27 protein-coding genes and 1 riboswitch are annotated in these 25,487 nt (G+C 35.5%); of the genes, 5 read left to right on the forward strand and 22 right to left on the reverse strand.

From position 1 onward, the window contains the following. Nucleotides 1–99 precede the first annotated feature (99 nt). The 10 genes from VF726_RS17440 to VF726_RS17485 all read right to left on the reverse strand — a co-directional run bounded on the left by VF726_RS17440 (nucleotide 100) and on the right by VF726_RS17485 (nucleotide 7,789). Complete coding sequence (locus VF726_RS17440; RefSeq protein ID WP_440170567.1) at nucleotides 100–609, reverse strand: DinB family protein; 510 nt, start codon at nucleotides 607–609, stop codon at nucleotides 100–102. Nucleotides 610–1,098: 489 nt separating this feature from the next. Further along, complete coding sequence (locus VF726_RS17445; protein WP_336821149.1) at nucleotides 1,099–1,680, reverse strand: GNAT family N-acetyltransferase; 582 nt, start codon at nucleotides 1,678–1,680, stop codon at nucleotides 1,099–1,101. Nucleotides 1,681–2,292: 612 nt separating this feature from the next. Beyond that, a complete protein-coding gene (locus VF726_RS17450; protein WP_440170571.1) occupies nucleotides 2,293–3,237 on the reverse strand; it encodes an acetyl-CoA carboxylase carboxyltransferase subunit alpha in 945 nt (314 codons plus the stop codon). Nucleotides 3,238–3,269: 32 nt separating this feature from the next. Next, a complete protein-coding gene (locus VF726_RS17455; protein WP_440170573.1) occupies nucleotides 3,270–3,716 on the reverse strand; it encodes a MarR family winged helix-turn-helix transcriptional regulator in 447 nt (148 codons plus the stop codon). A gap of 311 nt (nucleotides 3,717–4,027) precedes the next feature. After that, on the reverse strand, nucleotides 4,028–4,432 hold the full coding sequence (gene arsC / locus VF726_RS17460) for an arsenate reductase (thioredoxin) (RefSeq protein ID WP_440170575.1): 405 nt from the start codon (nucleotides 4,430–4,432) through the stop codon (nucleotides 4,028–4,030). 20 nt (nucleotides 4,433–4,452) lie between these two features. Then, complete coding sequence (gene arsB, locus VF726_RS17465) at nucleotides 4,453–5,493, reverse strand: ACR3 family arsenite efflux transporter (RefSeq protein ID WP_440170577.1); 1,041 nt, start codon at nucleotides 5,491–5,493, stop codon at nucleotides 4,453–4,455. 18 nt (nucleotides 5,494–5,511) lie between these two features. After that, entirely contained in the window at nucleotides 5,512–5,949 is a 438-nt protein-coding gene (locus tag VF726_RS17470) for an ArsI/CadI family heavy metal resistance metalloenzyme (RefSeq protein WP_440170580.1), read from the reverse strand. 60 nt (nucleotides 5,950–6,009) lie between these two features. After that, nucleotides 6,010–6,315, reverse strand: a complete 306-nt coding sequence (gene arsR / locus VF726_RS17475; protein WP_000046014.1) for an arsenical resistance operon transcriptional regulator ArsR — start codon at nucleotides 6,313–6,315, stop codon at nucleotides 6,010–6,012. Between the two features lie 254 nt (nucleotides 6,316–6,569). Then, nucleotides 6,570–6,872 (reverse strand): MFS transporter, encoded by a 303-nt coding sequence (locus tag VF726_RS17480; RefSeq protein ID WP_440170583.1) that lies wholly within the window; start codon nucleotides 6,870–6,872, stop codon nucleotides 6,570–6,572. Between the two features lie 152 nt (nucleotides 6,873–7,024). Continuing rightward, nucleotides 7,025–7,789 (reverse strand): SDR family oxidoreductase, encoded by a 765-nt coding sequence (locus tag VF726_RS17485; RefSeq protein WP_440170585.1) that lies wholly within the window; start codon nucleotides 7,787–7,789, stop codon nucleotides 7,025–7,027. 167 nt (nucleotides 7,790–7,956) lie between these two features. Between VF726_RS17485 and VF726_RS17490 the strand changes: the two genes are divergently transcribed. Continuing rightward, on the forward strand, nucleotides 7,957–8,397 hold the full coding sequence (locus tag VF726_RS17490) for an Lrp/AsnC family transcriptional regulator (RefSeq protein ID WP_001178569.1): 441 nt from the start codon (nucleotides 7,957–7,959) through the stop codon (nucleotides 8,395–8,397). 368 nt (nucleotides 8,398–8,765) lie between these two features. Here VF726_RS17490 and VF726_RS17495 read toward each other — a convergent pair whose 3' ends face one another. From VF726_RS17495 to VF726_RS17505, 3 genes are all read right to left on the reverse strand, one after another. Next, nucleotides 8,766–9,248: a hypothetical protein gene (locus VF726_RS17495; protein ID WP_440170588.1), complete on the reverse strand. Its 483-nt coding sequence runs from the start codon at nucleotides 9,246–9,248 to the stop codon at nucleotides 8,766–8,768. 283 nt (nucleotides 9,249–9,531) lie between these two features. Continuing rightward, nucleotides 9,532–10,737, reverse strand: a complete 1,206-nt coding sequence (locus VF726_RS17500) for a M20 family metallopeptidase (protein ID WP_440170591.1) — start codon at nucleotides 10,735–10,737, stop codon at nucleotides 9,532–9,534. Between the two features lie 88 nt (nucleotides 10,738–10,825). After that, nucleotides 10,826–10,927: riboswitch (SAM riboswitch) on the reverse strand. A gap of 75 nt (nucleotides 10,928–11,002) precedes the next feature. Further along, entirely contained in the window at nucleotides 11,003–13,312 is a 2,310-nt protein-coding gene (locus tag VF726_RS17505) for an AAA domain-containing protein (protein WP_440170593.1), read from the reverse strand. A 111-nt stretch (nucleotides 13,313–13,423) separates the two neighbouring features. Here VF726_RS17505 and VF726_RS17510 point away from each other — a divergent pair, with 111 nt between their 5' ends. Then, nucleotides 13,424–13,816 carry a VOC family protein gene (locus VF726_RS17510; protein WP_440170595.1) on the forward strand — a complete coding sequence of 131 codons (393 nt, stop codon included), beginning with the start codon at nucleotides 13,424–13,426 and terminating at the stop codon, nucleotides 13,814–13,816. A gap of 98 nt (nucleotides 13,817–13,914) precedes the next feature. Beyond that, the gene (locus VF726_RS17515; protein ID WP_440171409.1) at nucleotides 13,915–14,238 is read left to right on the forward strand and encodes a hypothetical protein; all 324 of its coding nucleotides are present in this window, start codon (nucleotides 13,915–13,917) and stop codon (nucleotides 14,236–14,238) included. Nucleotides 14,239–14,290: 52 nt separating this feature from the next. Here the strand turns inward: VF726_RS17515 and VF726_RS17520 are convergent, their stop codons facing one another. Further along, nucleotides 14,291–14,623 (reverse strand): DUF1904 family protein, encoded by a 333-nt coding sequence (locus tag VF726_RS17520; RefSeq protein WP_001120970.1) that lies wholly within the window; start codon nucleotides 14,621–14,623, stop codon nucleotides 14,291–14,293. A 349-nt stretch (nucleotides 14,624–14,972) separates the two neighbouring features. Between VF726_RS17520 and VF726_RS17525 the strand changes: the two genes are divergently transcribed. Continuing rightward, on the forward strand, nucleotides 14,973–15,452 hold the full coding sequence (locus VF726_RS17525) for a PRK06770 family protein (protein ID WP_440170598.1): 480 nt from the start codon (nucleotides 14,973–14,975) through the stop codon (nucleotides 15,450–15,452). Between the two features lie 135 nt (nucleotides 15,453–15,587). Here VF726_RS17525 and VF726_RS17530 read toward each other — a convergent pair whose 3' ends face one another. From VF726_RS17530 to VF726_RS17550, 5 genes are all read right to left on the reverse strand, one after another. Continuing rightward, nucleotides 15,588–15,893 carry a monooxygenase gene (locus VF726_RS17530; protein WP_440170601.1) on the reverse strand — a complete coding sequence of 102 codons (306 nt, stop codon included), beginning with the start codon at nucleotides 15,891–15,893 and terminating at the stop codon, nucleotides 15,588–15,590. 180 nt (nucleotides 15,894–16,073) lie between these two features. After that, the gene (locus tag VF726_RS17535; RefSeq protein ID WP_025991640.1) at nucleotides 16,074–16,424 is read right to left on the reverse strand and encodes a DoxX family protein; all 351 of its coding nucleotides are present in this window, start codon (nucleotides 16,422–16,424) and stop codon (nucleotides 16,074–16,076) included. 213 nt (nucleotides 16,425–16,637) lie between these two features. Next, complete coding sequence (locus tag VF726_RS17540) at nucleotides 16,638–17,057, reverse strand: MarR family winged helix-turn-helix transcriptional regulator (protein WP_001048555.1); 420 nt, start codon at nucleotides 17,055–17,057, stop codon at nucleotides 16,638–16,640. A gap of 279 nt (nucleotides 17,058–17,336) precedes the next feature. Then, nucleotides 17,337–20,534, reverse strand: a complete 3,198-nt coding sequence (gene cypD, locus VF726_RS17545) for a bifunctional P-450/NADPH--P450 reductase (RefSeq protein ID WP_440170604.1) — start codon at nucleotides 20,532–20,534, stop codon at nucleotides 17,337–17,339. Between the two features lie 481 nt (nucleotides 20,535–21,015). Further along, the gene (locus VF726_RS17550) at nucleotides 21,016–22,494 is read right to left on the reverse strand and encodes a DHA2 family efflux MFS transporter permease subunit (protein WP_440170606.1); all 1,479 of its coding nucleotides are present in this window, start codon (nucleotides 22,492–22,494) and stop codon (nucleotides 21,016–21,018) included. A 382-nt stretch (nucleotides 22,495–22,876) separates the two neighbouring features. Between VF726_RS17550 and VF726_RS17555 the strand changes: the two genes are divergently transcribed. Further along, complete coding sequence (locus VF726_RS17555; RefSeq protein ID WP_440170608.1) at nucleotides 22,877–23,470, forward strand: hypothetical protein; 594 nt, start codon at nucleotides 22,877–22,879, stop codon at nucleotides 23,468–23,470. Nucleotides 23,471–23,689: 219 nt separating this feature from the next. Here the strand turns inward: VF726_RS17555 and VF726_RS17560 are convergent, their stop codons facing one another. From VF726_RS17560 to VF726_RS17570, 3 genes are all read right to left on the reverse strand, one after another. Further along, the gene (locus VF726_RS17560) at nucleotides 23,690–24,076 is read right to left on the reverse strand and encodes a DUF1259 domain-containing protein (RefSeq protein ID WP_144535834.1); all 387 of its coding nucleotides are present in this window, start codon (nucleotides 24,074–24,076) and stop codon (nucleotides 23,690–23,692) included. Nucleotides 24,077–24,378: 302 nt separating this feature from the next. Then, nucleotides 24,379–24,540 (reverse strand): hypothetical protein, encoded by a 162-nt coding sequence (locus VF726_RS17565; RefSeq protein ID WP_033691926.1) that lies wholly within the window; start codon nucleotides 24,538–24,540, stop codon nucleotides 24,379–24,381. A 123-nt stretch (nucleotides 24,541–24,663) separates the two neighbouring features. Further along, the gene (locus VF726_RS17570; protein ID WP_440171411.1) at nucleotides 24,664–25,320 is read right to left on the reverse strand and encodes a serine/threonine protein kinase; all 657 of its coding nucleotides are present in this window, start codon (nucleotides 25,318–25,320) and stop codon (nucleotides 24,664–24,666) included. Between the last annotated feature and the right edge of the window lie 167 nt (nucleotides 25,321–25,487).

Genomic DNA, 25,487 nt, shown 5'->3' on the forward strand with positions numbered 1-25,487 from the left:
AGTTATGTATAAAAATTTGCATATTTTAGGCTGTTTAATTGTAATCCTTATTTTGTTAAAGTTACCCGTTAGTTCCATTCCAAAGGCCTCAGCCGACGATTAACTCAAGTACCGATTTCGGATGACCCCCATGTGATGAAGTTCGTGTCCTGCGATACCGTACGCGAGGGCGCGCACCGTAATGCTTAGGTTATTGGCTGTGCCCTTGCGGCTCCACGCCTCCGCCGGTAGCCCGCGCAGCAATGTGATCGTTGATTGCCGTACGGCCCGGTAGTCTTCGGCCAATTGCTCGGTTGTCCAACTTTCGAAAGGAGGCATGAACAATTCCTGATCGAAACCAGTCAGAGGCGTCTGGTCCCCTCTTGCGAACCGGAGCAGGCGGTAGGTCATGACACGTTCCGCATCTGCAATGTGGCCCACGACTTCTTTCAGCGTCCATTTTCCTTCCGCATACCGATATGCGGCCTGGCTTTCGGTCAACGATGCCAGGAGCTCGGTCATTTGCTTTTCCTGAGCGAACAGAATATCGATAATGTTACCGTCCGGCACCAAACGGATATATTTGCCGGAGTTCCCGGCGTATTCTTCTTCTGAAGGTCTTTGATTCATGCGTATTCACCTCTTTATGTACATATAAAAAATTATAGCGCTCGTCTATGTCTAATAAATTCGCGAAATGATAGAACTTCCCTTCTAATAATTGAGGATAAGCAACTATTTAGTTGGTCGGTCGCCACACTATCCTGATTCGTTAGCACAATAAAAATTATCTGTTATACAATATTTCGAAGTTATTAATATATAGGTAACACCTTCTTTTTTTAATTTAAAGATGGATTTTCAATTATATTTTGAAATGAATCGGAGTAGAACACACTAGTCTAACTACTTTTTTATACAAGATTTTATACACAAAAGAATAGCGAAGATCCCTAGAATCTCCGCTATATCAATGATGTATAAAATCTTGTATAAGTGATAGATAGACATAGAGACAAAAAATTTAGTAAAAACAAGGATTCTATGAAAAACTTGCTACCGATAATGATGCGTTATGTTAACCGAGCATGAATACGATATTCATAACAAATCTGTTATTTACTCAAAGTATTTTTCATAACAAACACACTGATGTTTACGAGTTAATCCTTTAAATTGATCTGTTTCCTCGCCGTCGTAATGACCAAATACTAAAATAGGATACAAATTAGGAATATTGCTTGAAATTCTATTATTTACCTCTTTTCCTTCAAAATATAAATGATAATATGACTCGGTTAGCCTGAATCCCATTTTTTCATACCAATTTCGAACCCAATCATTATCGCGAGTCCATGCTTCAAATCGGTTAAGATTGAGATCAATTGCTCGTTTTTCAGCAGCTTTCAATAAGCTTTCCCCTATTCCTTGACGAGCATAGTCTGGATGAACTGCTATATGCCAAATCATCCCTCCAAGTCCAGTCCCTCTTGAACAAACGGTCTTCTCTTTTTTTTCATATTCTACATCTATTAAACCAACAATTTCCCCATCCATTTCAGCAACAAGTTCAATTGATGGATTTTCATATACTTCTTTTTTATTTAAAACATTGTCATAGTAAGCCGTATTTAAAAAAGCTAGTACACGACAACGTAGCCACCCTTGCTCATCTTCATTTTGATAATCTCTAATTAACATTTTACTTTACACCCCACAATAGTATTTTTCCTATAATATTTTTCTAAATCATATCTATATCTGAATATTCTTTCTTTTATTATATAGGATAAAAAGAAAAGATGGTATGAAATTTCAATTCAAATCATCTTTTTTTAAAACTTTATTATTCGTCAACAACAAGAAAATAATAAACTCCTTAAAGAATTAATACAGGTACTTAAAGAGGGGAAAACTAATAAATTTTAACTTCCAATAACGAGAATTATGTAAATAAGCTGTCCATCTGGACAGCTTATTGTTTTTTGCTTAGCGTGCAAAATTTGCGTCTTGTTGGCGGTACCCCATTGCCATCAACCTAAGCTTTTGAGATACCCCCCATAACGAAATTTTCACCTTTTTACAGTTATTTATGAGAATTCAGCTCATTTTTTCGTTTTGGGGAACAATCAATTTCTTAAGTTGATAGGTAGTGATAATGCTTCCATTTGAACAAATTTTCCTTTTCCATACCGATCACACATCTTATATAGAGTAATAGTATCAGCATATCCCAGTTTAAGAGATTACTTACAAAATATTTAGTTTTTTTTGCAAGGATCCTCCGAAATGTAATACGGACTTTAAATACTTTCATTTATAATTCTCTATTTGTCTATACTTTTCATATCGCTGTTGTATAAGCTCTTCCGAGGATAATAGTATCAGTTTTTTTAGAGATGATTCGATTACAGATTCAATCATTTTTGCCTGTGATTTTATATCATTTTGTGCTCCACCTTTAATTTCAGGAATGATTTCATCAATAATTCCTAAATGTTTTAAATCTTTTGCTGAAATTTTCATATGTTCAGCAGCTTCTGGAGCATACTTAGCGTCCTTCCATAGGATAGATGCTGCTCCTTCTGGCGAAATTACCGAGTACCATGAATACTCTAACATATGGATATGGTTACCGACACTAATGCCAAGAGCTCCACCACTTGATGCCTCTCCAATTACAATACAAACAATTGGCACTTTAAGTGTAGTCATTTCAAATAGATTTCGAGCTATCGCTTCAGAAATCCCACGTTCTTCAGACCCTATCCCTGGATAGGCGCCTATTGTATCAATAAATGTAATAATAGGGCGATTAAATTTATCAGCTTGTTTCATAAGTCTTAGCGCTTTTCTATAACCTTCTGGATGTGCCATTCCAAAATTTCTTTCTATATTTTCCTTTGTATTTCTACCTCTTTGATGACCAATAACCGTAACGGGCATCCCTTTAAATTTTGCAATACCACCTATCATTGCTTTATCATCACCATATACTCGATCACCATGAAGTTCGAGAAAGTTTGTAAACAATAAAGGTATATAGTCCAATGTCGTGGGTCGGTTACGTAGCCTTGCAATTTGAACTCGTTGAAAAGGTGTAATATTAGAATAAATTTTATCTTGCATTTTATTTAAACGTTTTTCTAATTCATGAATTTCTGACGATAAATCTACATTATTTTCTTTCATAATTTTCTTTAATTCATCAAATTTCTCTTTTAATTCAATAATAGGACGTTCAAAATGCAAACTCATTTTATCCTCCAAATGTTATGACTTACCTCACTCTAATCAAAAGGCTTAGAAATAGAATCAATAAATAATTCAAAACCATCCACAACTATTTTTTGTTCTGCTTCTGATAAATTATTGAGAATACTTTGATAAAATGTAATGGATTGCTCTCTTAAGCAATTAACAGTTATGTGACCTTTTTCTGTGAGGTACAGAAAAAGTTCTCTTCTATTTTTTTCATTTACTTCACGATAAATAAGCCCCTTTTTTACTAACTTATCCACCAATCTACTTACAGTTGAAGTCTCTAATCTAAGTTTGTTGGATAGTTGCCAAACAGTTAGTTTTTCCACCTCTAGTTCCTCTAACGCCATCATTTGAGAAGTTGGTAAAGGTTTTTCAAATGGTCCATTGGGCAAATTTTGAGATTCAAAAACCCCAGTTATTATAATCATTTTCTTAATATCTGTTCTTAGTTTTAAGGCATCTTCTCTTTTCAAAAAGGTCACCCTCCTACAACTAATGTATCATACATCAATTGTATTATACATGAATATGATTTTTTCACAAGCTTAACGTAAGCCAATATTACAACATGAACGAGATATTTTTTCTTGTTAAAATGGTATAAGTGGATTGTTTTCTACAAATGGCAGAACATCAATTATGTATCAGGGGCCTTTATGGGGTACCGCTCATCGAAATCAAGCTAAGAAAATAAAACTACCCCAAAAACGAAATTTTGTGATAAGTTGTAACAAAATTTCGTTTTTGGGGGGAATTCTAAATTCTTAAGTTGATGGGCATGTGCCTATTCACCTGTTTCAGAAAATCGCTTTATACGTTCACCTATTTCATCACGAACACGTTGAAACTCAGACCACTCTTTTCCTGCTGGATCATCAAATCCCCAGTGAACACGATTCACGTGCGGAGGTGTCGAAGGACAAACAGAATCCGCATGACTACAAAGCGTAACAACTAAATCAACACTATTTAAAATGTTTGCATCAATTTTATCTGATGTTTGATTTGTTATGTCGATATTTACTTCGTTCATTGCTTTAATTGCGTTTGGATTTACTCCATGTGCTTCGATTCCTGCAGAATATACATTCCACTTATCTCCTAAATATTTCTTTCCCCATGCTTCTGCCATTTGGCTGCGGCATGAATTTCCTGTGCATAAAAAGTAGATTGTCTTTTTGTTTTCCATGTTGTTTTCCACCTTTGTTTTTAAGTTGATTGATCATTAAAATATTTACGTTTAAACCAAAAAGCGACATTTACAAGCGCAATCATGACAGGTACTTCGACTAACGGTCCAATGACAGCTGCGAATGCTGCTCCCGAATGAATACCAAACACACCAACCGCTACCGCAATTGCTAACTCAAAGTTATTACTACCCGCTGTAAATGCTAACGTTGTAGTCACCGGATAGTTTGCACCAATTTTTCTTCCCATAAAGAAAGAAACAAAAAACATCACAATAAAATAAATGAGTAATGGAATCGCTATTCTTACTACATCTAGTGGTACGCTAACAATCATTTCCCCTTTTAAAGAGAACATAACGATGATCGTAAATAGCAATGCAATGAGTGTAAGTGGACTAATCTTCGGTATAAACACCTTTTCATACCACTGTCTTCCTTTTAACTTAACGAGTACAAAGCGTGTCAACATACCTGCAAGAAAAGGAATTCCTAAATAGATAAATACGGATTTCGCTACTTCTACCATTGTAATATCAACAATAGCCCCTTCAATTCCTAACCATTCTGGAATGACTGTTACAAACACGTATGCATAAACGGAGAAGAATAACATTTGGAATACTGAGTTAAAAGCGACTAAACCTGCTGCATACTCTTTATCACCATCAGCTAGATCGTTCCAAACAATTACCATTGCAATACAACGTGCTAATCCAATCATAATGAGCCCGACCATATATTCTGGTTTATCAGGAAGAAAAATAATTGCTAAAACAAACATAAGTACCGGCCCAATAATCCAGTTTTGTACTAAAGATAACACTAACACTTTTACATCTTTAAATACTCGGCCCATTTCCTCATAGCGAACTTTCGCTAACGGTGGATACATCATGACAATTAAACCAACAGCGAGCGGAATAGATGTCGTTCCAACTTGTAATGCATTTAGTCCATCTACTACACTAGGGAATACAAACCCTAAACCAATCCCAACAGCCATCGCTAGAAAGATCCATAGTGTTAAATATCGGTCTAGAAAAGATAAACGTTTCATTTTATTTTCCATCTCCTATTAACAACAAGAATTTTTAGCCACTACGTTAGAAGTCGTACAACAAGATACCTCTTCTATTTTGTGAACATCACTATCTGCTTTCGTATAAAAGAACTCCCACTCATTCCCATCAGGGTCCGTTACCCAAAACTTATCTTGCACTGCATAGCAACAAGTTGTATCCATCTCATCACGCGCAAAGAAACCTTCTTTTTCTAATCTTTCTTTATGTAACGTAATTTCTTCAGCTGTATCCACTTGGAAACCGAAATGATTTACCTGATTTCCATTCACTTCATCTCGTACGTTCAGCGTGAAATTAAGTCCTGGCGTCTCTAATAAAAATTTTGCATAATCTGTTTTCACTTTAACGGGTGATACACCAAATACCTTTTCATAAAATTCAATAGACTTCTCTAAATTCGTAACGTTTATACCGACGTGAACATATCTCATACCGTATTCCTCCTCTTTATATATCGTTAATCAAATTTTTTTGATTAATAGCACAAAATTTTAACAGCAGCTACCTTTTCCTGTTTTTCTAAAGATACAGCACAATTCTTCTGATAATAAATTATTCACTTCCGCATCATTTAAATCATAATAACTCCACGTACCTTTTGTTTCTTTTACAATTAAACCTGCATCTAATAAAATCTTCAAATGATAGGACAGCTTAGATTGTGTCATTTCAAAAATCTCTGTTAAATCACATACACACGTCTGTCCTCGTTGGCAAAGTTCATACATAATTTCTAAACGCTTTTGATCCGCTAATGCTTTGAATTTTTTCTCATAGAGCTGAAAATCTTGTGCCATTGTAGTTCACTCTCCCTTCATCAATTTTTTTTGATGTTTATAGTATATATGTAGTTTAGCTCTTTATGCAACTAATTAATCAATTTTTTTTGATTAATATAAACTACTCTTCTTTCCCATAACAGAATTTTAGAGTTATCAAATTACAAAATAGCCCTGCATAACAGGGCTATTCTTATGTTTAAAAATTATTTTACAGGACACCTGAAGCACAGATTTCTTTTATAGCACCACTTCAAATTTTAACACCATCACTATTCATTAGAATTATGAATGTTTGTATTTGAAATCATACGAAATACTTTCACATAGAAAACTGCACTAACAAGGGCACAAAGTAGTATAATTCCGAACACAACTATTGGAGATAACCATGTAGAAAATACAATCATAATAGGTGCAATAAAACGCCCGATGGTAAATTGTAAATTGGATGCTGCCATATATTGTCCTCTAGCATTTTCAGGTGCATATTTACTGACAAAACTATGTACAACTGGCGAACGAATCAATTCGCCAATTGTTTTACCAAAAGCATCACTATAATATATGGCCATAAAAGGAAAATATAATAACATAAAGGGAATTTATTTTACAAACTAATATAGGAATCTAAACTTTAATTAAAATAAATTTACTAGTTATTTATAAGAATATATTTTTGGGGATACCTCAATTCATTCACTGATGGCCATAGGCTGTTTTCCTTCTATAAACAAAACCCACCAGAAACATCTATAATTTGCCCTGTTACCCAGCGACTATCAGCAGAAGCAAGGAACGCTACTGCATCTGCAATATCTTCAACTTGCCCTATTCGTCCGAACACAGATGAATTCGTAGCAAAATTTCGTATTTCCGGATTATCTAGCAATTTCACATTTATATCAGTCTTCGTATATCCAGGCATAATTGTATTCACTGTTATACCTCTTTCTCCAAGATGTTTCGCTAGAGGAAGTGTCATCGTATTTAGTGCACCTTTACTTAAACCATATGCAATAGACCCTGTAAAACCAAGTCGTACTTCAGCTGATGAAATGTTAATCACGCGCCCCTCTGCTCGTAGTAATGGTAATGTTTGCTGAATTAAGAAGAACGGTGCTTTAATATTTACAGACATAATTTCACCAAAAACTTCTTCTGTCGTATTTTCAATTGTTCCTTGTATACCTATCCCTGCATTGTTTACTAAAATATCAATCTCTGATGCACCAACTCTTATTTGTAATTCATTCTTCAATTGTTCTACTATCTTTTTGATACCATCAATTGAATTGAAATCCGCTTCAATTAAGAATGCCTTTCCTCCATTAGATTCAATCTCACTAATTGTTTCATCTGCAGCTGTTTTATTTCGGCCGTAGTGAACTGCAACTAATGCACCGTCGTTTGCCAATCTCATCGCAATCGCACGGCCAATGCCGCGACTCGCCCCTGTTACTAACGCTACTTTCCCATCAAGATTCTTCATTTTTCCATCCTTCCTAAATTTCCATTTGATAAATCCTATACTTATATTTTCATGCAAACACCAATCATTTTAAATATAGATTTATAGGTAATTTAGTTCCTTTACTTATGATATTATAGTTATAAATTACAATTCACTTTAGAAAATGAATCGAGGGAGATAACCCAATGCAAAATGCAGTAAAACTAGATGAAATCGATCACAAAATAATGAACTTGTTGTATGAAAATGCGAGAATTTCTGTTTCAGAAATAGGGCGAATTATATCCATGACGCAACCTGCTGTAAAAGAACGAATTAACAAGCTTGAAGATCAAGGAGTTATAGCGGCTTACCGAACGAAATTTGAGCCTTCCAAAATTAATAAAAACATTCAAGCATTCATTATGTTTAAAACGAGCCAATGCTCTGATTTTATCCAATATTGTAATGCCGCTCCTGAAGTAACAGATTTATATCGAATTAGCGGGGAATTTAATTATATGATGAAGGTCATGAGCGATTCGATGGATTCCCTCGCTGCATTTTTAGACTCGTTAATGCAATTTGGATTATCGTCTCCTTTAATTGTATTAAAGAGTGAGTTTGAGGAGAAATTGTCGTTTTGATAAAGTAAAACTTTAATTAACCCTCACCAATCGGGTGTTTACGTGAATCACAATTCTTGTTATGTTAAATAGCTTACGATTATAAAAAATTATTAAATTGAAGCGGAAAAGTAGTAAAATCAAGCATAAATAAGGATATGAGATATAGCACTCCCCTCAAATTTGATTAGTATGTAAATACAAGGTTTACTGGCTATATCCATCGTTAACTTAAAACGAATTATGAATCTAGTAAAAAGAAAGGCAACTTTCTATTCAACATTGAATGAAAAGTTGCCTTTCTTTTTTTACAGTTTATAAGCATTGATTTTTACTATTTAAATACAGTAACAAATAATATAAGAAAAATATAATTTCAAAAGCTATAATTAATAATTACTTTTTAATTTACTACGATCTTTACCCTCTGATTTTTGTACAGCATCAAACATTTTTGAATGTTTGTGCGCAAGCCATTCGTAAGTATATTCCCCAACAGTGACATAGAAAACCGGAGCCTTAACTTCTCGTGTACTGCTAAGTTGCATACCAGTATTCCCTAAATTTGTAGTTGTTGTACCATACACTCCTGTACCAACCCCTTTAAAACCATAGTTTGTTACAGTCTCTAATGGAATATCAATTATTTCTCCCTTCTTAGGAACAAATATAAAAGATTTGTCTGTTAAAGAAAGGTATCCGAACTCTAAATCATTATGATAAGCAAGTACTGTGAATTTACTGTTTTGATTACGTTCGCGACGTATCATTTCAATACAAGCATTTTTCTCTTTATTATCTTTCATGTAAAAGTACGCAGGAACAATTAACGGTGTGAATATTGTAAACATTAATAAAAGCGTAGAGTCCAAACTCGACCCCAGAAATAAACCTCCCAAAAAACAAACTAAAAATACGGCGAAACGCTTTAAAAACCTAGGCATATACGGATTATACAACAATAACACTCTCCTTTTTTTTCCAATGACAAGTTTTATTTTATTTCATACATCACTAAAATTTAATAATTAAATGTAATATTTATTTTTTTATATATTAAATACTAATATATTGATTAAAAATACTGGTTTTACTAGAAAACACATGGCTATTGTTAAGAGAAAAAGGAGTGGATCATCCACTCCTTTTAACCACCTACCCCTGATTTCTCTGGGCCTCTCTAAACTCCTCCTTCACCTTCTCTAACAACCCTTCTTCTGTAATTAATCGATACGCTGTATTCGCTAATGCTTTTGCGGATGTAATTAATGCTTTGTCTCCTAGTTCTGAACGCGCTGCTTCTCTAAATTCATTCGTATGCGCAATTAAGTCATCTGGGCCAATTTTAATGTACGGGTGGATTGTCGGCACAACTTGGCTAACGTTTCCTGCATCGGTTGAACCAATGCCAAGTCTTTCTTTACGATTTACTTCTTCACCTAGTAATTCTAGTTCTTCCGCTACGATGTCGTTATATGTTTTTGTTACGAGTAATTCATCGATCTCATTTTGGAATTGATGGATTTTTACTTTCGTACCTGTTGCTAGCGCTGCCCCTTGTGCGATGTTTTTCACTTTCTCTGTTACTTCCGCACATCTTTTTCGCGTTGCTGCACGAATGAAGAACCTTGCTGCGGCGTAGTCAGGAATAATATTAGGTGCTTTTCCTCCTTCTGTAATAACGCCATGAATCTTCACATCTGACGGAAGTTGTTGACGAAGTGCATTAATACTGTTATAAAGCTGAATAACCGCATCTAATGCGTTAATCCCTTCTTCAGGTGAAGCTGCAGCATGAGCTGTTTTTCCGTAAAAATGAAAATCAAGTGGATCGACTGCTAATGACGGACTCGTTGTCGCTGTTTTTCCGCTCGGATGAATCATAAGCGCCGCATCAATATTTTTAAATAAGCCTGCCTTTACATAACTCGATTTTGCGCTACCGTTCGGTCCTCCTTCTTCAGCTGGTGTTCCGAACACGACAACTTCCCCGCCAATTTCTTCAAGCGTTTCTGATAATGCAATTGCTGCTGCAACACTAATGGTGCCAATTAAATTGTGACCACACGCATGACCTAGTCCTGGCAAAGCGTCATACTCCGCTAAAAATGCGATTGCTGGTCCTTGTTTCCCTGAACTTTTCCGCGCGATAAATCCCGTTTCATGTCCAGCTATATTGTGCTGCAACTGAAATCCTGCACTACCTAGTAATAAACTTAGTGTTCTAGATGCATAAAACTCTTGGTTACCAATCTCCGGATTCGCATGAATATCATGACTTGTTTCTATGTACTTTTCCTTATTTCTTTCGATACTCTCTTCAATTGTTTTTCTTTGTGACGCTACTCCTGTCGCTCCCATTTTTCTTCCTCCTTTTATTTTCACGTAAAAAAGCCTCTTTCTAAAAGATAGAAAGAGGCTTCTGTATATACAGTCAAAATGAGCTTCTTTCTTATCTTTCAAGTTACCTTGCTGGAATTGGCACAGTATTCATAACGAATCCGCTGCCGAGGTATCATAGGGCCAGTCCCTCCACCTCTCGTGATAAGAATTTTCATAAAATTATATTAAATTACATTCATTCTAAGTTCATTCCAGGTAAAAGTCAAGGAATTCCTATCCGAATTTACCGAATATCTAAAAATCCTTTTAATACACCAATTGTTTCTGGTGCTTGCAGTCTTGCACATACGTACGGAAATTCCGTACTACCTTCAAACATCATTTGAGATGTGAGCGGTGCGCCTGCCCAGAAGATTTCATCATCGATTACGATAAATGGGAATGCTTTGTTTTGTCTTTGTAACTTTACATTTTTTAATGGAACTGGTCCATCACTATACACTGTTATTTGCGCATTTTTACGCATTAACGCTTGCCATACTCGTTTATCCACTTGTTTTGTACTTGGAAGTGAAATGATAATTTTTCGTTTTGCGGCTAAAATATCTTTCAATAACCCTTTCGGCTCTTCAAGATTCATTTCCATATACCAGCGTAAACGTTTCGAAATTTTTCGCTCCCACAATTGTCTTGATGTCGTGCGATCATACACATCTCCGTGACGTTCTATATGAGCTGTTAATTGTGATAACGCTTGTTTTCTCGATAAGTTTTTACGCATATAATGGCAATCTGATAATTGAATGAACTTTCCTCTCGCTCTCGTTACCGCTACATTGACGAGGCGATGATTTTTATGGTCAAAGAATAACACGCCAGGACGTTCTTGCGGATAACTATCCACTGTATCAAAAATCATCATATCTCTTTCAGAACCTTGAAACTTATGAACTGTTGCCGCTAAAACAGGTATGTGACGATACTTCGTTTTCTGCAACATTTCTCTAATACATGTTGATAAAAAGCGGGATTGGGCTCTGTAAGGTGTAACAATACCGATCGATTGAACACCGTCTAGCAGTCCGATTAACATCATTTGCATCGCTACTAAACCAGACATAATGTTAAAACGAGAACCAGATGCAGCGTCTTTTAACGAAAAGGCGCCCATTAAGCTCGTATCGAATAAAACACTCGCTTCATTTGCAAACGGCTGCAATTGCGCAATTTCCTTACGCTCTGAAACAGACGGATGGTCGTATACTCTATTTTTATAAATAAACGAATTCGTAAACTTAGATATATCCGCATGCATACGTCTTTGTTCCTGCAGCATAAAGAGGTTCGGATGCGCTTCTGATTTATTAACAGACTCAACAATTCCGGCATGATAAAACATATCTTCCCCGAGCCACTTTCGAACGAGTTCATGGTTCGCCATCGCAATTGGAGGTAACTGTAAGAAATCACCACAAACGACAATGCGTTTTCCAAGTGAAGCAGCTAATGCAATTTGTGGAACATATGCCATACTCACTTCATCTACGACAACTAAATCAAATGTACGCTCATAAATAAGTGAATCAATCGCACATTTCGATAAAGTTGCGCCGATTACTTTCGCATTTTCAATGTATTCTTTTTCTACTTCTTTAATTTTCGCTTTTTGCTTTCGAAGATCACTTTCAATCTCTTGTATACGCTTCTTATCAGCAGATGTTGCTTTATACGATAAAATCTTTTCACGAAGATCTTGTCGTGTCTCTTCTAAATAGAGTCTTTCTTCTCCCCAAGATCCGTTCGTCGTTTCAACTAACTTCGACGCAAGTAGCGTTTCATGATTTCTTATATGTTCATGTTGACTATAACCGTAACGAACAATTTCGCCAGGCGTCCATTTCTTTTTCTTTTCAATTTGCTTCGTTACTTCACTCATTAATACGTCCACTGCTGCGTTACTATGAGCTAACACAAGTACCGATTTTCCTTTTTGATAATGAGCCGAAATAATATGTGATAAATTGTAAGACTTCCCTGTTCCAGGTGGCCCCCACACGTACGTTGTCGGGTTGTAAAACGAACGATACGCCAATTCATTTTTCGGATTTTTCATCTTCTCAATATGTTTCGGACTGCTCGTCCCATCAACAAGACGCTTTATACGATTACGTTTTAACTTATCTTTATGTGCCTCTTTTAATCGCTCTTGTAACTGTTCTAACAATTGCCACGGTTCACTGTATAAAACAGCTTCTCGTATTTCACCTTGTATATAGTCATTTAATTTCAGTTCTATTTCTAATCCATGTACAGATAATACTTCCCCTGTCGCTTCCTCACCATCGAACTCAATTCGAATTGGTGAACCTTCAGGTAAGCTTACTTCCGAAATAAGTTGAAATACGTATACTGTACTTTCATAATCTGTATATAAAAAACGACCGTTCATGATAGAAATTTTACTACCACCTATCGTTTTCCAATGTTTAATTTCATACGCTAATGCATAATGCCACTCTTTCATCGTTTCCGATAATGAAGGAGTTTGAGTAGGTGTATTCATCGTATAATCTCCTTCCTTCTCCCCAAACATACTTTCTCACTATACCATATAACACGCTAAAATTTGTAAGGTTTTTATCTTGCTTATTTTCTTAATTTTCAATAACATATTGTATATAATTTTCAGAAAGAAGGAATCTACATGCCTGTTAGAAGAATCGAACACGTTGGACTTATGGTTGCAAACTTAGAAACATCTATTTCATTTTATGAAGAAGTGGTTGGCTTACAGCTTATTAAACGAATGGGACATCCAAACCCAGACTTAAAACTCGCTTTTTTAGGTGTAGAAGAATCGAAGGAAACGATACTGGAACTCATTGAAGGTTACAACTCCTCTCTTCCGGCAGAAGGAAAAGTACATCACATTTGCTTTAAAGTAGATTCATTAAAAGAAGAAATCGAAAGACTCAAGAAACACGGCGTAACATTTTTACTAGGAGAAGAAATCGAAACATTACCGGATGGAACAAGTTACATATTCTTCGCTGGTCCTGATGGGGAATGGATTGAGTTTTTTGAGACGGAGAGATAGAAAAAAGGAGCCTGAATTTTGACTCCTTTTTTCGCAAGTACAACACACTCTGAAAATTCATCTAGATTAAGAAGCAATCATTTTGCGAGGAGTAAAAAATAATGAATACAGTCTATATTTTGCTGTTTTGGGTACTTATACTATTTCCCATCCTTTATGTAATCAAGATAAAACATTGGAATATAAAAGTAGTTGCTGTTTTTATTGGACGTATCCTATTAAGTATTATCTTTTTCATAAACGGAATGATTTTAGGACTGCAACGAAATTGGGTAGAGCCTCCCTATGAAGAAGAATTGGGTTTCTTTATAAAGTCTTTGCAACATGGGAAAGCTGAAGCACTTATAGAAGTATTACTTCTAATTATTATCATTACTTTGGATTTAGCAGTCATATTTTATTATAGAAATAAAAAGAAATAGGATATTCTCTCCTATTTCTTTTCTTAATGTTATAAAAATCTTTCAAATAGCTCTAACTTGCACAATGCTTCCCGTTAATATAATACGCTGATTCTGTGAAAACCGTAAATACAACCTCTACTTCTGGAAGTCCAAAATCCATTACATATGTAGTAATGGCCTTGGCAAATCGATCACGAATTTCCTGTCCACGCTCAAACCATTTCACTTCAATAAGAGGAAACGCTTCTATTTCTTCTCCATTGAATACAAACGTAGAACTTGGTAGTTCCAAGGTAAAATTATCAGTACCACACTCACAGATATCTGCGAGCTCTTCTACTAATGGCTTGCTTATGCTTTTTAATTGTTCAGTAGTAATTCCACGAAACACAACATGCGGCATGTTAATCCCTCCGTTACATAGCTTTATATTTGCTCATATCATAACACAATTTATTTTGCTGCACTAACATCTATTGGTACATTTCAATGACATTCTTAAGAATGATCATATGTTATTGAAGCTTTTCATTAAGAATATAATCAGGAGTTAGTAATAAAGCAAAATCCTCTACACTATGGTTGAACTCCAAATCAAGATATTCGTAAAATTTTATCGACGATTTTTAATTACCCTCAGAACATAAAGCATAACTGACTACTGATAATGACGCTTTATGTAGATTAAACAGATAGATTGGGATATACAGCTCTTCTTTTATGGTACACTTCAGTAAAAGGGGGTACGAGGTTTGAAAAAGTGGATTAAAATCACATCAAGTTTAGTTATTGCTATAGCAGTTGGTATTTTTACTGGTTACAAAGTCGGTACATATGCAGGTTCAGACGTTAAGGAAAAGCAGACTGATAGAATTAAAGGTGAAGAGGTAATACTTGACCTCAATTCTGATCGTCATATAATCAATGCAATGCACAAAATGACTCATCAAAAAATATTATCTCACGAAAAGCAAGGATTTATTAAAATGACTCCAGAAAACATCGAAACAGTACGTCGAGTAATTGATGAAAGTAATAGTGGAACCTTACAACATAAAGAACAGTACCTCAAGATTTTGGTTCGTTGGTATGAAGGCGATTTCTCTCAATCCGTTGAGGAGCATAATTTATTATGGGAATGGGACAATAACAGCACTGGTCAAGCATACGAATTAGCGACACCAGAACAAGAAGAAGCATACATTCTAGAACAAGGGAAGTCTGAAAAATAATAACGGGGTATTGTCACATCGATATCAAACTATCAAAAAAAGATGCCCCTAAATAAAAAACACGCAATTCTTTCTATAGCATCAATTCAAAAAGGAAGGGATTATCCCCTTCTTTTTTGAATTCTGTGTCCCTTATTATTTACTATAACCACGATTCAGTTTCGTTAACTTATCATTGATAGCAAAAATTCTTACTCTAATATCTTTAACCCCAAATGTTTGAAGTCTATTTTTGTGCATTTCAGCGTATTTTTCAGCATCTTGTTTTTCTTCAAATACATAAATGCCTCCCGCTTCTTTTGTTTCTTCATTCTCTGTCCATATTTTCCAGTGGAATCCTTCTTCTTCGTTAATGCTGTTTGCTAAATCCCAAAATCCTTTTTCCATTTCTTCACCAAAAGGACCTTCAAACGGAAAATCAACTTGTAATAAATATGCCATCTTTGCTCACTCCTATTTTCAATATTTTTCAATTCGAATGCAGATAATATCTTAAATGAGTGCTGCTATTATTCCTGCACTCATTTGAAATTTCACCTACATTTTCAAAACCCCTTTTATAAAATAATTACAAAATGATAGCAACTTAAACGCATACAGTTTAATTGCTTTAGGTTATGTTTAAAAAATATGATACAAACTTATCCCTAAACTAAGAACAAACAAAACAAGCGCAGGTATTGCTTTCTTAAAGGGATCTCTTGCTAATACAATAAGAGTTAATGCAGCTGCAAGCATCGTACCACCTAACAACAATCCTGCTAATAAAGCTACTGTTGGAATCCAAATTCCTATCAACATTCCAATCGCTCCTACAATCTCAAAAGCTCCAGTTAAGAAATTAAAAAACGAAGGTAAACCAAATCGCTTGAACTCGTCTGCCATTTTCCCAGAAATAATTTTCGTACCTGTCATTAAAAAGAACAGAAATAATACAACTTTTACTACATTGATTAATATTAAAATAGCAATCACATCTTTCTTATTTATTTGATACGTTTACATGCTATAGCATATATAATATGAAATTTTGACTGATACTAGGAAAAAACGTGATCCTGAATCGAATCTCATACAAAATAAAGATATCTCCACCATTCCTTAAAACAAAATTATATGCTATAGCATATATAATACATAAAATAAAGTTTGTTCCTTATGAATAGCATCAATAAGGAACAAATATTAATAGCGTGTATCATACAATTTGTTTAATAATGATTGTAATACTTTAATTTCTTCCTCGCTCAAATTACTCGTAACGAAATGGTGAGCGTCTGTCACTACAGGCAAGATTGTTTTCTTTAACTCGTCACCTTTTTCAGTTAAAAAAAGGTTATGTGAACGTCGATCTTGCTCATTCAAATCCTTCTTTACAATCCCTTTTCTCTCCATTGACTGTATCATTCTTACGACAGTAGTTTGATCTTTATCAATCGCTTCTGCTAACTCTTTTTGAGTAGTGGCTCTTTGGCTACAAAGAACACTAATAATCCCCCACTGCTCTGGCGTAACTCCGAAAGGCTTTAATTTCTTCGTAAAATAATTCGTCATTTTCACATCAGTACGATGAACAAGATAGCCTATTAAATCATGTAAGTTCATATATCACCTCTATAAATTAATATATAAAAGAGTATAGCATACCAGTCAATTCTTAACAGTGAATGTATTCATTTTATTAATTATATGCTATAGCATATATATTATAGTAGGTCATTTTAATTGTCAAATGAATTACCTATTTTTCTACAGTATCAGCCGAGCTTATTAAAAATAAGAAAATCCCGCATTCAATGAAAATACGGGATTTTTATAAATGAGTTATTCACTTATTCGAAAGAAGGTCATTCATTACATATTACTTATCTAATTAAGAAGAATTTAGATTCCAGCCCAAACATCTTTTCCATATCGCCCTTCATCTTGCACACGTTCCAACCAATCCCTTGCTTCTTGTTCACTAACTTCATGAATTTCTTGATAGGCTTCACAAAGGGTATCTTCTACGTCAGGAGCCATTTTACTTCCATCCCCACATATATAAAGATGAGCTCCATTATCTAATAACGAAATTAAATTGATTCTATCTTCTTTTATTAAATGCTGTACATATGTTTTAGGATGCCCTTCTAAGCGAGAAAAAGCTGTGTGTAAAGAGATTAATCCGTCTCTTTCATCATTTTCTAGTTCTGTACGATAGAGATAATCCTTTTCAGGATGACGACAACCAAAGTATAGATGTGCTTGTCCTAAGTTAATGCCTTTTTGCTTTTGAACACGTCGTGCTTGTAAGAATCCACGGAATGGTGCAATTCCAGTACCTGGTCCAACCATGATAATTGGTGTTTCTGGATTTTCAGGTAATTGAAAGTTTGATTGTGGCGTTCGAATGAAACAAATAATCTCATCTTTATTATGACGCTGAGCTAAATAATTAGAAGCGACTCCTTCATATGTCCCTACCCCACTCCATGCAGGTGCATTAACGACACCAACCGTAATGCTCAGACGATCCTGTGCAACAAGTGGAGAGCTTGAAATAGAATAGTAACGCGGTTTGAGCGAAGGAAGAAGTTCTAAAAAGCGTTCAAATCGAATTTCACAAGCCTCATACTTTTCAAGTAGATCCAACATTGACATACGTTTCTTTAATATTTGTTCATGATAAACTCCTTCTTCCAATAATGATTCCAATTCCTTTTTATGAGGAGGGCATGCTGTGAATGTCACCATTTCTCTTATTTGTGCTCGAGTGGCTGCTTCTTGAACTTCTACACTATAACTAAGAAGGTCAAATAAACTAACAGGACTGTCTAAAGGTATGTGATTTACACTACGCCCACTTGCACTCAGTATGACTTGATCCTTCCCATTTAATCCAAATCGTTTTAAAATTCGGTTAACATTTTTCTCACTATTAATTGGCAGCACCCCAAGGTGGTCTCCTTCTTGATACGTAACGCCTTCTGGCAAGGATATCTCAATATGTCGCGTACTTCTTTCACTGCTAGACGATTGAAGTTCACGATTTTCTAATATAGATGCATAAACTGCTTCATATGTTCGCGCAAGAGGAGATCCTCCAAGACGACTAACAAATTGTAAACTTAATGTACTGCGTTCTTTCTCAATGTTTTTGTTAAGTTCCAATCCAAATGCCTTCATCGCATCAGACCACATACTTTGTTTCCATTGCTCGAGCTGTTCCTCGAAATCACCACTTGCATCCGCTTCCCCGCGTGTAGAAAATCTTGTTGCTCCTTTTTGCGCCATTTGCTCATCAATGTATCTTGGAATTCGCTGATAAGTACTAGCCCAATTATGATCTCCACAACCGAAAACTGCGTATTGAACACCTTTTAGCTCATCCGGTTTTAATTCCTCCAACCATTGCACAAACTGTCCTGCATTACTTGGCGGCTTTCCATTATAAGAAGAAGTTACAATAAGAACCGCTCCTTCTTTTGGCAGACTTCCAATTCGATCGTTAAGAGCTGCCACTTCCGTTTGAACACCTTCTAAACTAGCTGTATCTGCTAGTTCTCTTGCAATACCTTCTGCTACCCCTGTATCCGAACCATACAGAACAAGCAGCGAAAGATTATCGGCTCCAATAATAGAAGGAGTCTTCTGAACTTGCTGCTTAATTTCATGGTTTTTCAGTTTCTCCTCTGTAGGTGCAAGAACAGTAGTATGGCTAATAGTTTGATTTCGGGGTAGAATCCTAATTTTAAAATCACCAGGCTTTAGCGTTAATGTTTGTTTTACGTTCAGCTGATAGTCTTGATAATCGATGAATTCAAAATGTTGAAGCAGCATTCCCATTACGAGTGTTGCTTCATGAAGTGCAAACTGCATACCGATACATGCTCTCTGACCATTTCCAAATGGCTTATAAGCATGATGTGGGATCTTATCCAGCTCTTCAAATCGTTCAGGTTGGAATTCTTCCACATTGTCTCCCCACGCATCTTTATCCCTATGTAGCTGTGGAATAAGAACAGAAATGCGATCTTCTCCTTTCTTAATTGGATATTTCCCACCAATCACTGTATCTTCTTTTGCATAGAGACTGAATGCTGGAGCAGTAGGCCATAGACGTAGCGATTCATTTAAAATCATCCGTATATACTTAAGTTTCATAACTTGTTGGTATGTTGGAGTAGGATCTATCAATACCCGATCTACTTCTTCATAGGCTTTTTTCAACTTATCCGGATTTTTTAATAAAAAATAGATTGCAAAAGATAACAAGCCACTTGTTGTTTCATGTCCAGCTATTAAAAAGGTAATAATTTGGAAACGAATATTTTCATCATCTAATTTTTCACCAGTTTCCGGATCCTGCACATTTAACATACGGGAAAGTAAATCATTTTCTTCCTGATTTCCATTACTTTTACGTTCAGCAATAATATTATCTACTAAAGAAAACATGGATTGAATATCATGCTGAAATTGACGTTTCGTTCTCCACATGAGTTTGTCTTCTATATCCAATCGCTGTAATTGATGCATCGCCTCGTCTAGAGCACGGGTCATGCTAGTGATAAAAGGATGAGAGGTCTCACGATAAAAGCTATTAAATCGGTAATTAAAACCACATAGACCAATTGTATCTAATGTAAGGCGAGTCATATCCTCTGGAACATCCACGTTTTCATTTGGATTAAGTCTTGCCCATTTCTGAACGAGTTGTACGGCAATATCGACCATCATAGCATGGTAATCTTTCATTGCCCGTTGGCTGAATGTAGGCATCAAAATATTATGAGCTTTTTTCCAGTTAGGCTCGTGAGTCTCGCTTGTAAATAATCCGTCTCCAGCAAAGGCACGAACCTTTGCTAAAGCACCCTCAATACTTTTATCAAATCTTGTTTCGTCACAGACTTCTGCTACCAATTCATGTCCAGAAACGACAATGATGGTATTACTTAAAGTTTGAATTTGAAAAATGGGACCATACTCTTCCGCTATCTTGATAAAGGATAGGGTCGGTTTATCTTTATCGATTAATGGGAGATTCCCCAGTGGTCCATATGTTTTCGGCTGAGGAATGGCAGATACTTTTTTATCCATTAAAAAACACCCTTTCAAAAAGCATGAAATAAAATATCCCATTCAATAAAAAGAAGATAGCAATGAATCGCCTGGGATAAAGATATGTAATTGATTACCTTATTTTATCTTTTCCCTAACTATTCACGATTATGATACTGCTTATAAGGTTGGTAATCTAAGTTGTTTGTTGCTATTACATTTATAACTTGCAGAAAAAATACTAAATTAAAATGAAGCGTATTATTATAATGTTAATCAGAAATTGAGAGCTATAGATTATAGTATTGGGAAAACCAGTAGTTTCTAATGTCAATTCAAACAAATACAATAAGCAAGTATACTGTGTTACTAATGAAAAAGGATCTGATATGAAGATCAGATCCTTTTTCATTATGTGTAATTATTTCCCTGTTTCTTTCAGTTCTTTTCCCGTTTTAATTATCAGCTTCTTAGTAGCAAAACAACTTGTAGGAATCATTATCTCGAGTTTTATTTCGCCCTACCGATTTAACCTCTCGACAGCTTCCGCGCTTGTATCTACACGTTTAACGAAAAAAACTAATAGTAGGGCAACAATATTCATGCCAAGCGCTACATAGAATGAATATTGAATTCCGGATAATAAAGCCTTCTGAGTTAATATTGCCTTCGTAGTTTCAGTGAAGGTTGTTGGATCTACATCAGCCATTAGACTTTCAGCTTTTGTTGTTGTTACAGAATTCATAATCGTAACAAGAATAGCAGTACCAATTGACCCAGACACTTGTTGAGCTGTATTATTAACAGCTGTTCCGTGCGGATTTAAGCGAGTTGGCAATTGATTAAGGCCATTGGTCATAAGTGGCATCATCACCATTGCCATCCCAAACATCCGCAGTGTGTAAATAAGAATAATATGTGTGTGACTAGAGTCGAGTTGCAGATTTGCTAGCATATAAGTTGAAACGGCTGTAATGGAAAGTCCTACTATACCAAGAATCCGCGGTCCATATTTATCGAATAGTTTACCTGTAATTGGTGACATAACTCCCATTATTACCGCACCTGGAAGCATCATCAGCCCAGAGCTCAGCGGCGAAATACCGCGGACATTTTGTACGTAAGCTGGTGTTAAAATCATACCCGAAAACATGGCCACTGCATTGACAATTGCAATTACAGACGCAAGTGCAAACATTGGGTACTTGTAAACACGTAAATCCAATAACGGTTCATTCATTTTTAATTGACGGAGAATGAAAGCAATTAGGGCAATAGCGCCTATGATTAAGGTTGTTAAGACGACTTTATTCGTCCAACCATCAGAGCTTGCAGAACTAAACCCATATAACAAACCGCCAAAACCGACAGAAGATAATAGTAATGAGAGATAATCAAGTTTTGCATTTTTGTTTTGTCTCATGACATTCTCCGATTTCCAAATCCCTAACAGTAAGCTAATGATTGCTAATGGTAAAATCATTTCAAAAAGCAAACGCCAGTCATAATACTCTACAATATAACCTGATAGTGTCGGTCCAATTGCTGGGGCTGTAATCATAACTAATCCAAAAATCCCCATTGCTGTTCCCCTTTTTTCTCTTGGAAAGCTTACTAGCATAATATTCATTAACAAGGGCCCCATAACTGAAGAACCTGCTGCTTGAACCATCCGACCAGTAAGTAATAAACCGAAGTTCGGTGCTACAGCCGCTAAGGCCGTACCAAGAATAAAAATCACCATCGATGTAATAAATAAGCTCCTATTGGAAAAGCGGGTTATTAAAAATGCTGATGCCGGAATTAATATACCACTTACAAGCATATACCCTGTAGAAAGCCACTGGATCGTTGAATAATCTTTAATGTCTAAATCCTTCATTATTGATGGCAAGGCTACATTTAAAAGTGAGTTATTTAGAAATGAAACAAATGCCCCAATAAAAAGGATTACAAGCATTACATATGGTGGTTTTCTTTTATGTAATGTTTCACTCATATATTTATTTGCCCCTTCATTATCAATTCCATTGATTAATTTAACTCGTTTGCATAATTGCACGAGAATATATTACCCTTGCAGTATTTTGCCAAACTCTTCGGATGGATATTCTTTTTTTAGCAATTCTATTTGCTCAACATAACATGTTACAATCTTTTTTATTGATTAACCCTCTATAAACACGTTTGTTAACAGAAATTAAATTAGGTTGAATGTTGAGGTGGAGTTGTCTTATTGCCCACAAATAGTAAGATAAATCAACAAGTCCATACACCTTTTAAATACAGGCTTGTAAATCTAGTTATGTAACCATTCATAAAAAGAAATATTACATAGGCTAAGTCTAACATTACATTTTTAAAGTGAGGGGAATAAGCTTATGCACCAATGTTGGTATTTGAATTCAGAGGGCAACGGTGAGCAATATAATAACCAAATTGCAATGTCATCATTATATTTACAGCCCCAAATAGCTAAAGCTGAGGGAATGAATGATTTGAAGGTTCCTGAGAATTGGAGTTATCGAGTTTATCCATTTGGTTGGGATTCACCAGCTAATTATACGGGTTTCAATCCCCAGCCCCCTCCCTTCTCTCTAGGTCAGCCAATCCATTATGCAGGGTTGATGCCCCAAGGACCTCCCGCTAATTGGGCTCCATTACAAGGCCATGCAGATAATTTCCAAAAACCTCCCTTACCCTGGGCCCAACCATTCAATCATACAGGGATGTTCGCACAAGGTCATCTTGCCGCTTTACTATCGCCACCAGCCAAAGCTTTTAATTTTAATACCAATAATAACTGGGGTATTTTTGGAAACCCTCCAGGATGGGGAGGACAGGTAAGTCCTATGGGATGGGGGAATAACGGTCAGCCAGGAATGTTTGGAAACTTACTTACATTAGGAAAAGGCACCATGAATGGAATTGGAATGCTTAGTAGTCTAATGGGTATGGGGAAGTTCTTCTTTTAGTTAATTAGAACGGGAGGATAGGTCCATAGCCAAGAATTAAAAACCATTTCCTTTTAATCTTCTCAAACATACTCCCTTCAAGTTCGTTTCCTCGTTTTTCAAATTATAAAAACATCAAGAAAAGACATTCCAAATATGGAACGTCTTCTTTCACTTTATAAAACCATTCAACAATCTGAAATATTCTAACCAACATACTCATTTAACTAAATAAATTGGTTAATTGCATAACGCTCTTCTAACTTTCCTTGCGAAACTTAGCGGATCATCAACGTCTTCGATATTAACGTAAATTAAATTTGGATCATCACATAACCACTCATTGTGTATAGACGAAACGATTATTCCTTGTTTAATAATTGTAGCAACAAATCCGTTGACTTCTTTTTGCAATAGCGCTACCCGGCCTAGGCATAATGCCCGTCCAGTTTTATTATCTCGTGATTCGAATGAGAAGGAACTTGTTACTCTAAAACGTTTTCCTAAAATAGTTGCTTGTATTTCATCCCGATTTATTGTTGCCACGCATTTTCCACCGGCGAATCCTTCTTGGCCACCGATAATCCTTGCAAACTGTTGACAAATTAATTCATCATTACACGCCATACCTTGAATCATCCCCCTTTTTACTATTAGGTTATGAATGAATACTTAGGTCTGAAACGGTAATGAATCTATTCTATTACAAAATAGATTATCGGAATCTAACGAAATCTATTATATGGTAAGGCATTTTTAGGGAACATAAAAAAGACACCCCTAAGGTGCCATCCTCCAACTTGAGAATCATATCTATGTATGGAGAAAATTAGACAAGAGAATTTTCTAACTATAATTTATAGAGCTCTTATACCATGAATTACTTACATACATATTTCCTTATTTACCCCAAGAAGAATCCCCTTATATTACTTTCTGATCAGTCTCGTTAAAGCCATCCCAAGAAATCCAACGCCCATACCTATTAACCATCCAGTTTGGGCATTACCTAACATAGACCCCACTCCTCCGCCAAGAAACATGCAGCCAACGAATACTAAACCTCCAATTCCCCAATTCGGCCGTTCCATAGTCAATCACACCCTTTCAATAAAACATATGCGATTAACTAGCCTAACTTTCTTGCATAGGTTGGTTAATTATTTTGCTTACGTGTAGCACTTTAAGGGCATTCAAAAGATGCGATGATTGAGTCATTTGAATTTCTTTTTAAACTTCTTATATTTTCTATACGAATGTCTAACAATGTTTAACATAAAATACGGTATTTTAATAGGAAAAGGAAAGTTATAAATGAAAGGCAAATAAAATATAAAATATGCCTTTTCTAGGTCTCTCCACTTACTATCTTCTTTTGTTTTTAAGAAATCAGATACATCCACTACATATCCTCTTCCGTTTTCCATCATCACATTTTTCCCGTGAACGTCACAAGGAGTTAACCCTTGTTCCCTTGCATACTCTAATGCTTCATTAATATCAAAGATTACCTGCTTAGGAATTTTAATCCCCTTATGAATAGCATCGTATAAGGTAATTTCTTTTAAACGTTTCAATACTATGAAATTTTCTCCTTTATATATAAGCTTCGAATAAGAAGGATGGTCTCCGATTCTTCGGTATACTTCTGACTCTTTTTCAATTCCTTCTCCTTCTCGTGCGTAAACTTTCACTACCCAATCTTTGTATTCTTTATGCATGAATACTGCAGCATAATTACCTATTCCTAAACACTTCCAAAGTCTAGGAATATCTTTAACTACTACAGGCTCGAATTCATCCTCACTTCTAATGCTTACCTCTGTTAATAATTCATCCTTTATCAATCCCACAAAACTGTTTATACTCATCATTTCCACTCCGGTTTTGCTAAAAGGGGTACACCCACATTTTAACGAAAATATACACTAAGTGAATTTTATCATAAAACAAGTCATCTTTTTTCTTAAAATGAAAAGATGACTTGTTTTATTTTAACTGTTGAATACTTACTATTTATTTCACTATTCATTACTAA

The organism is Bacillus sp. Brlt_9 (assembly GCF_051948935.1).
Taxonomy (GTDB): Bacteria; Bacillota; Bacilli; order Bacillales; family Bacillaceae_G; genus Bacillus_A.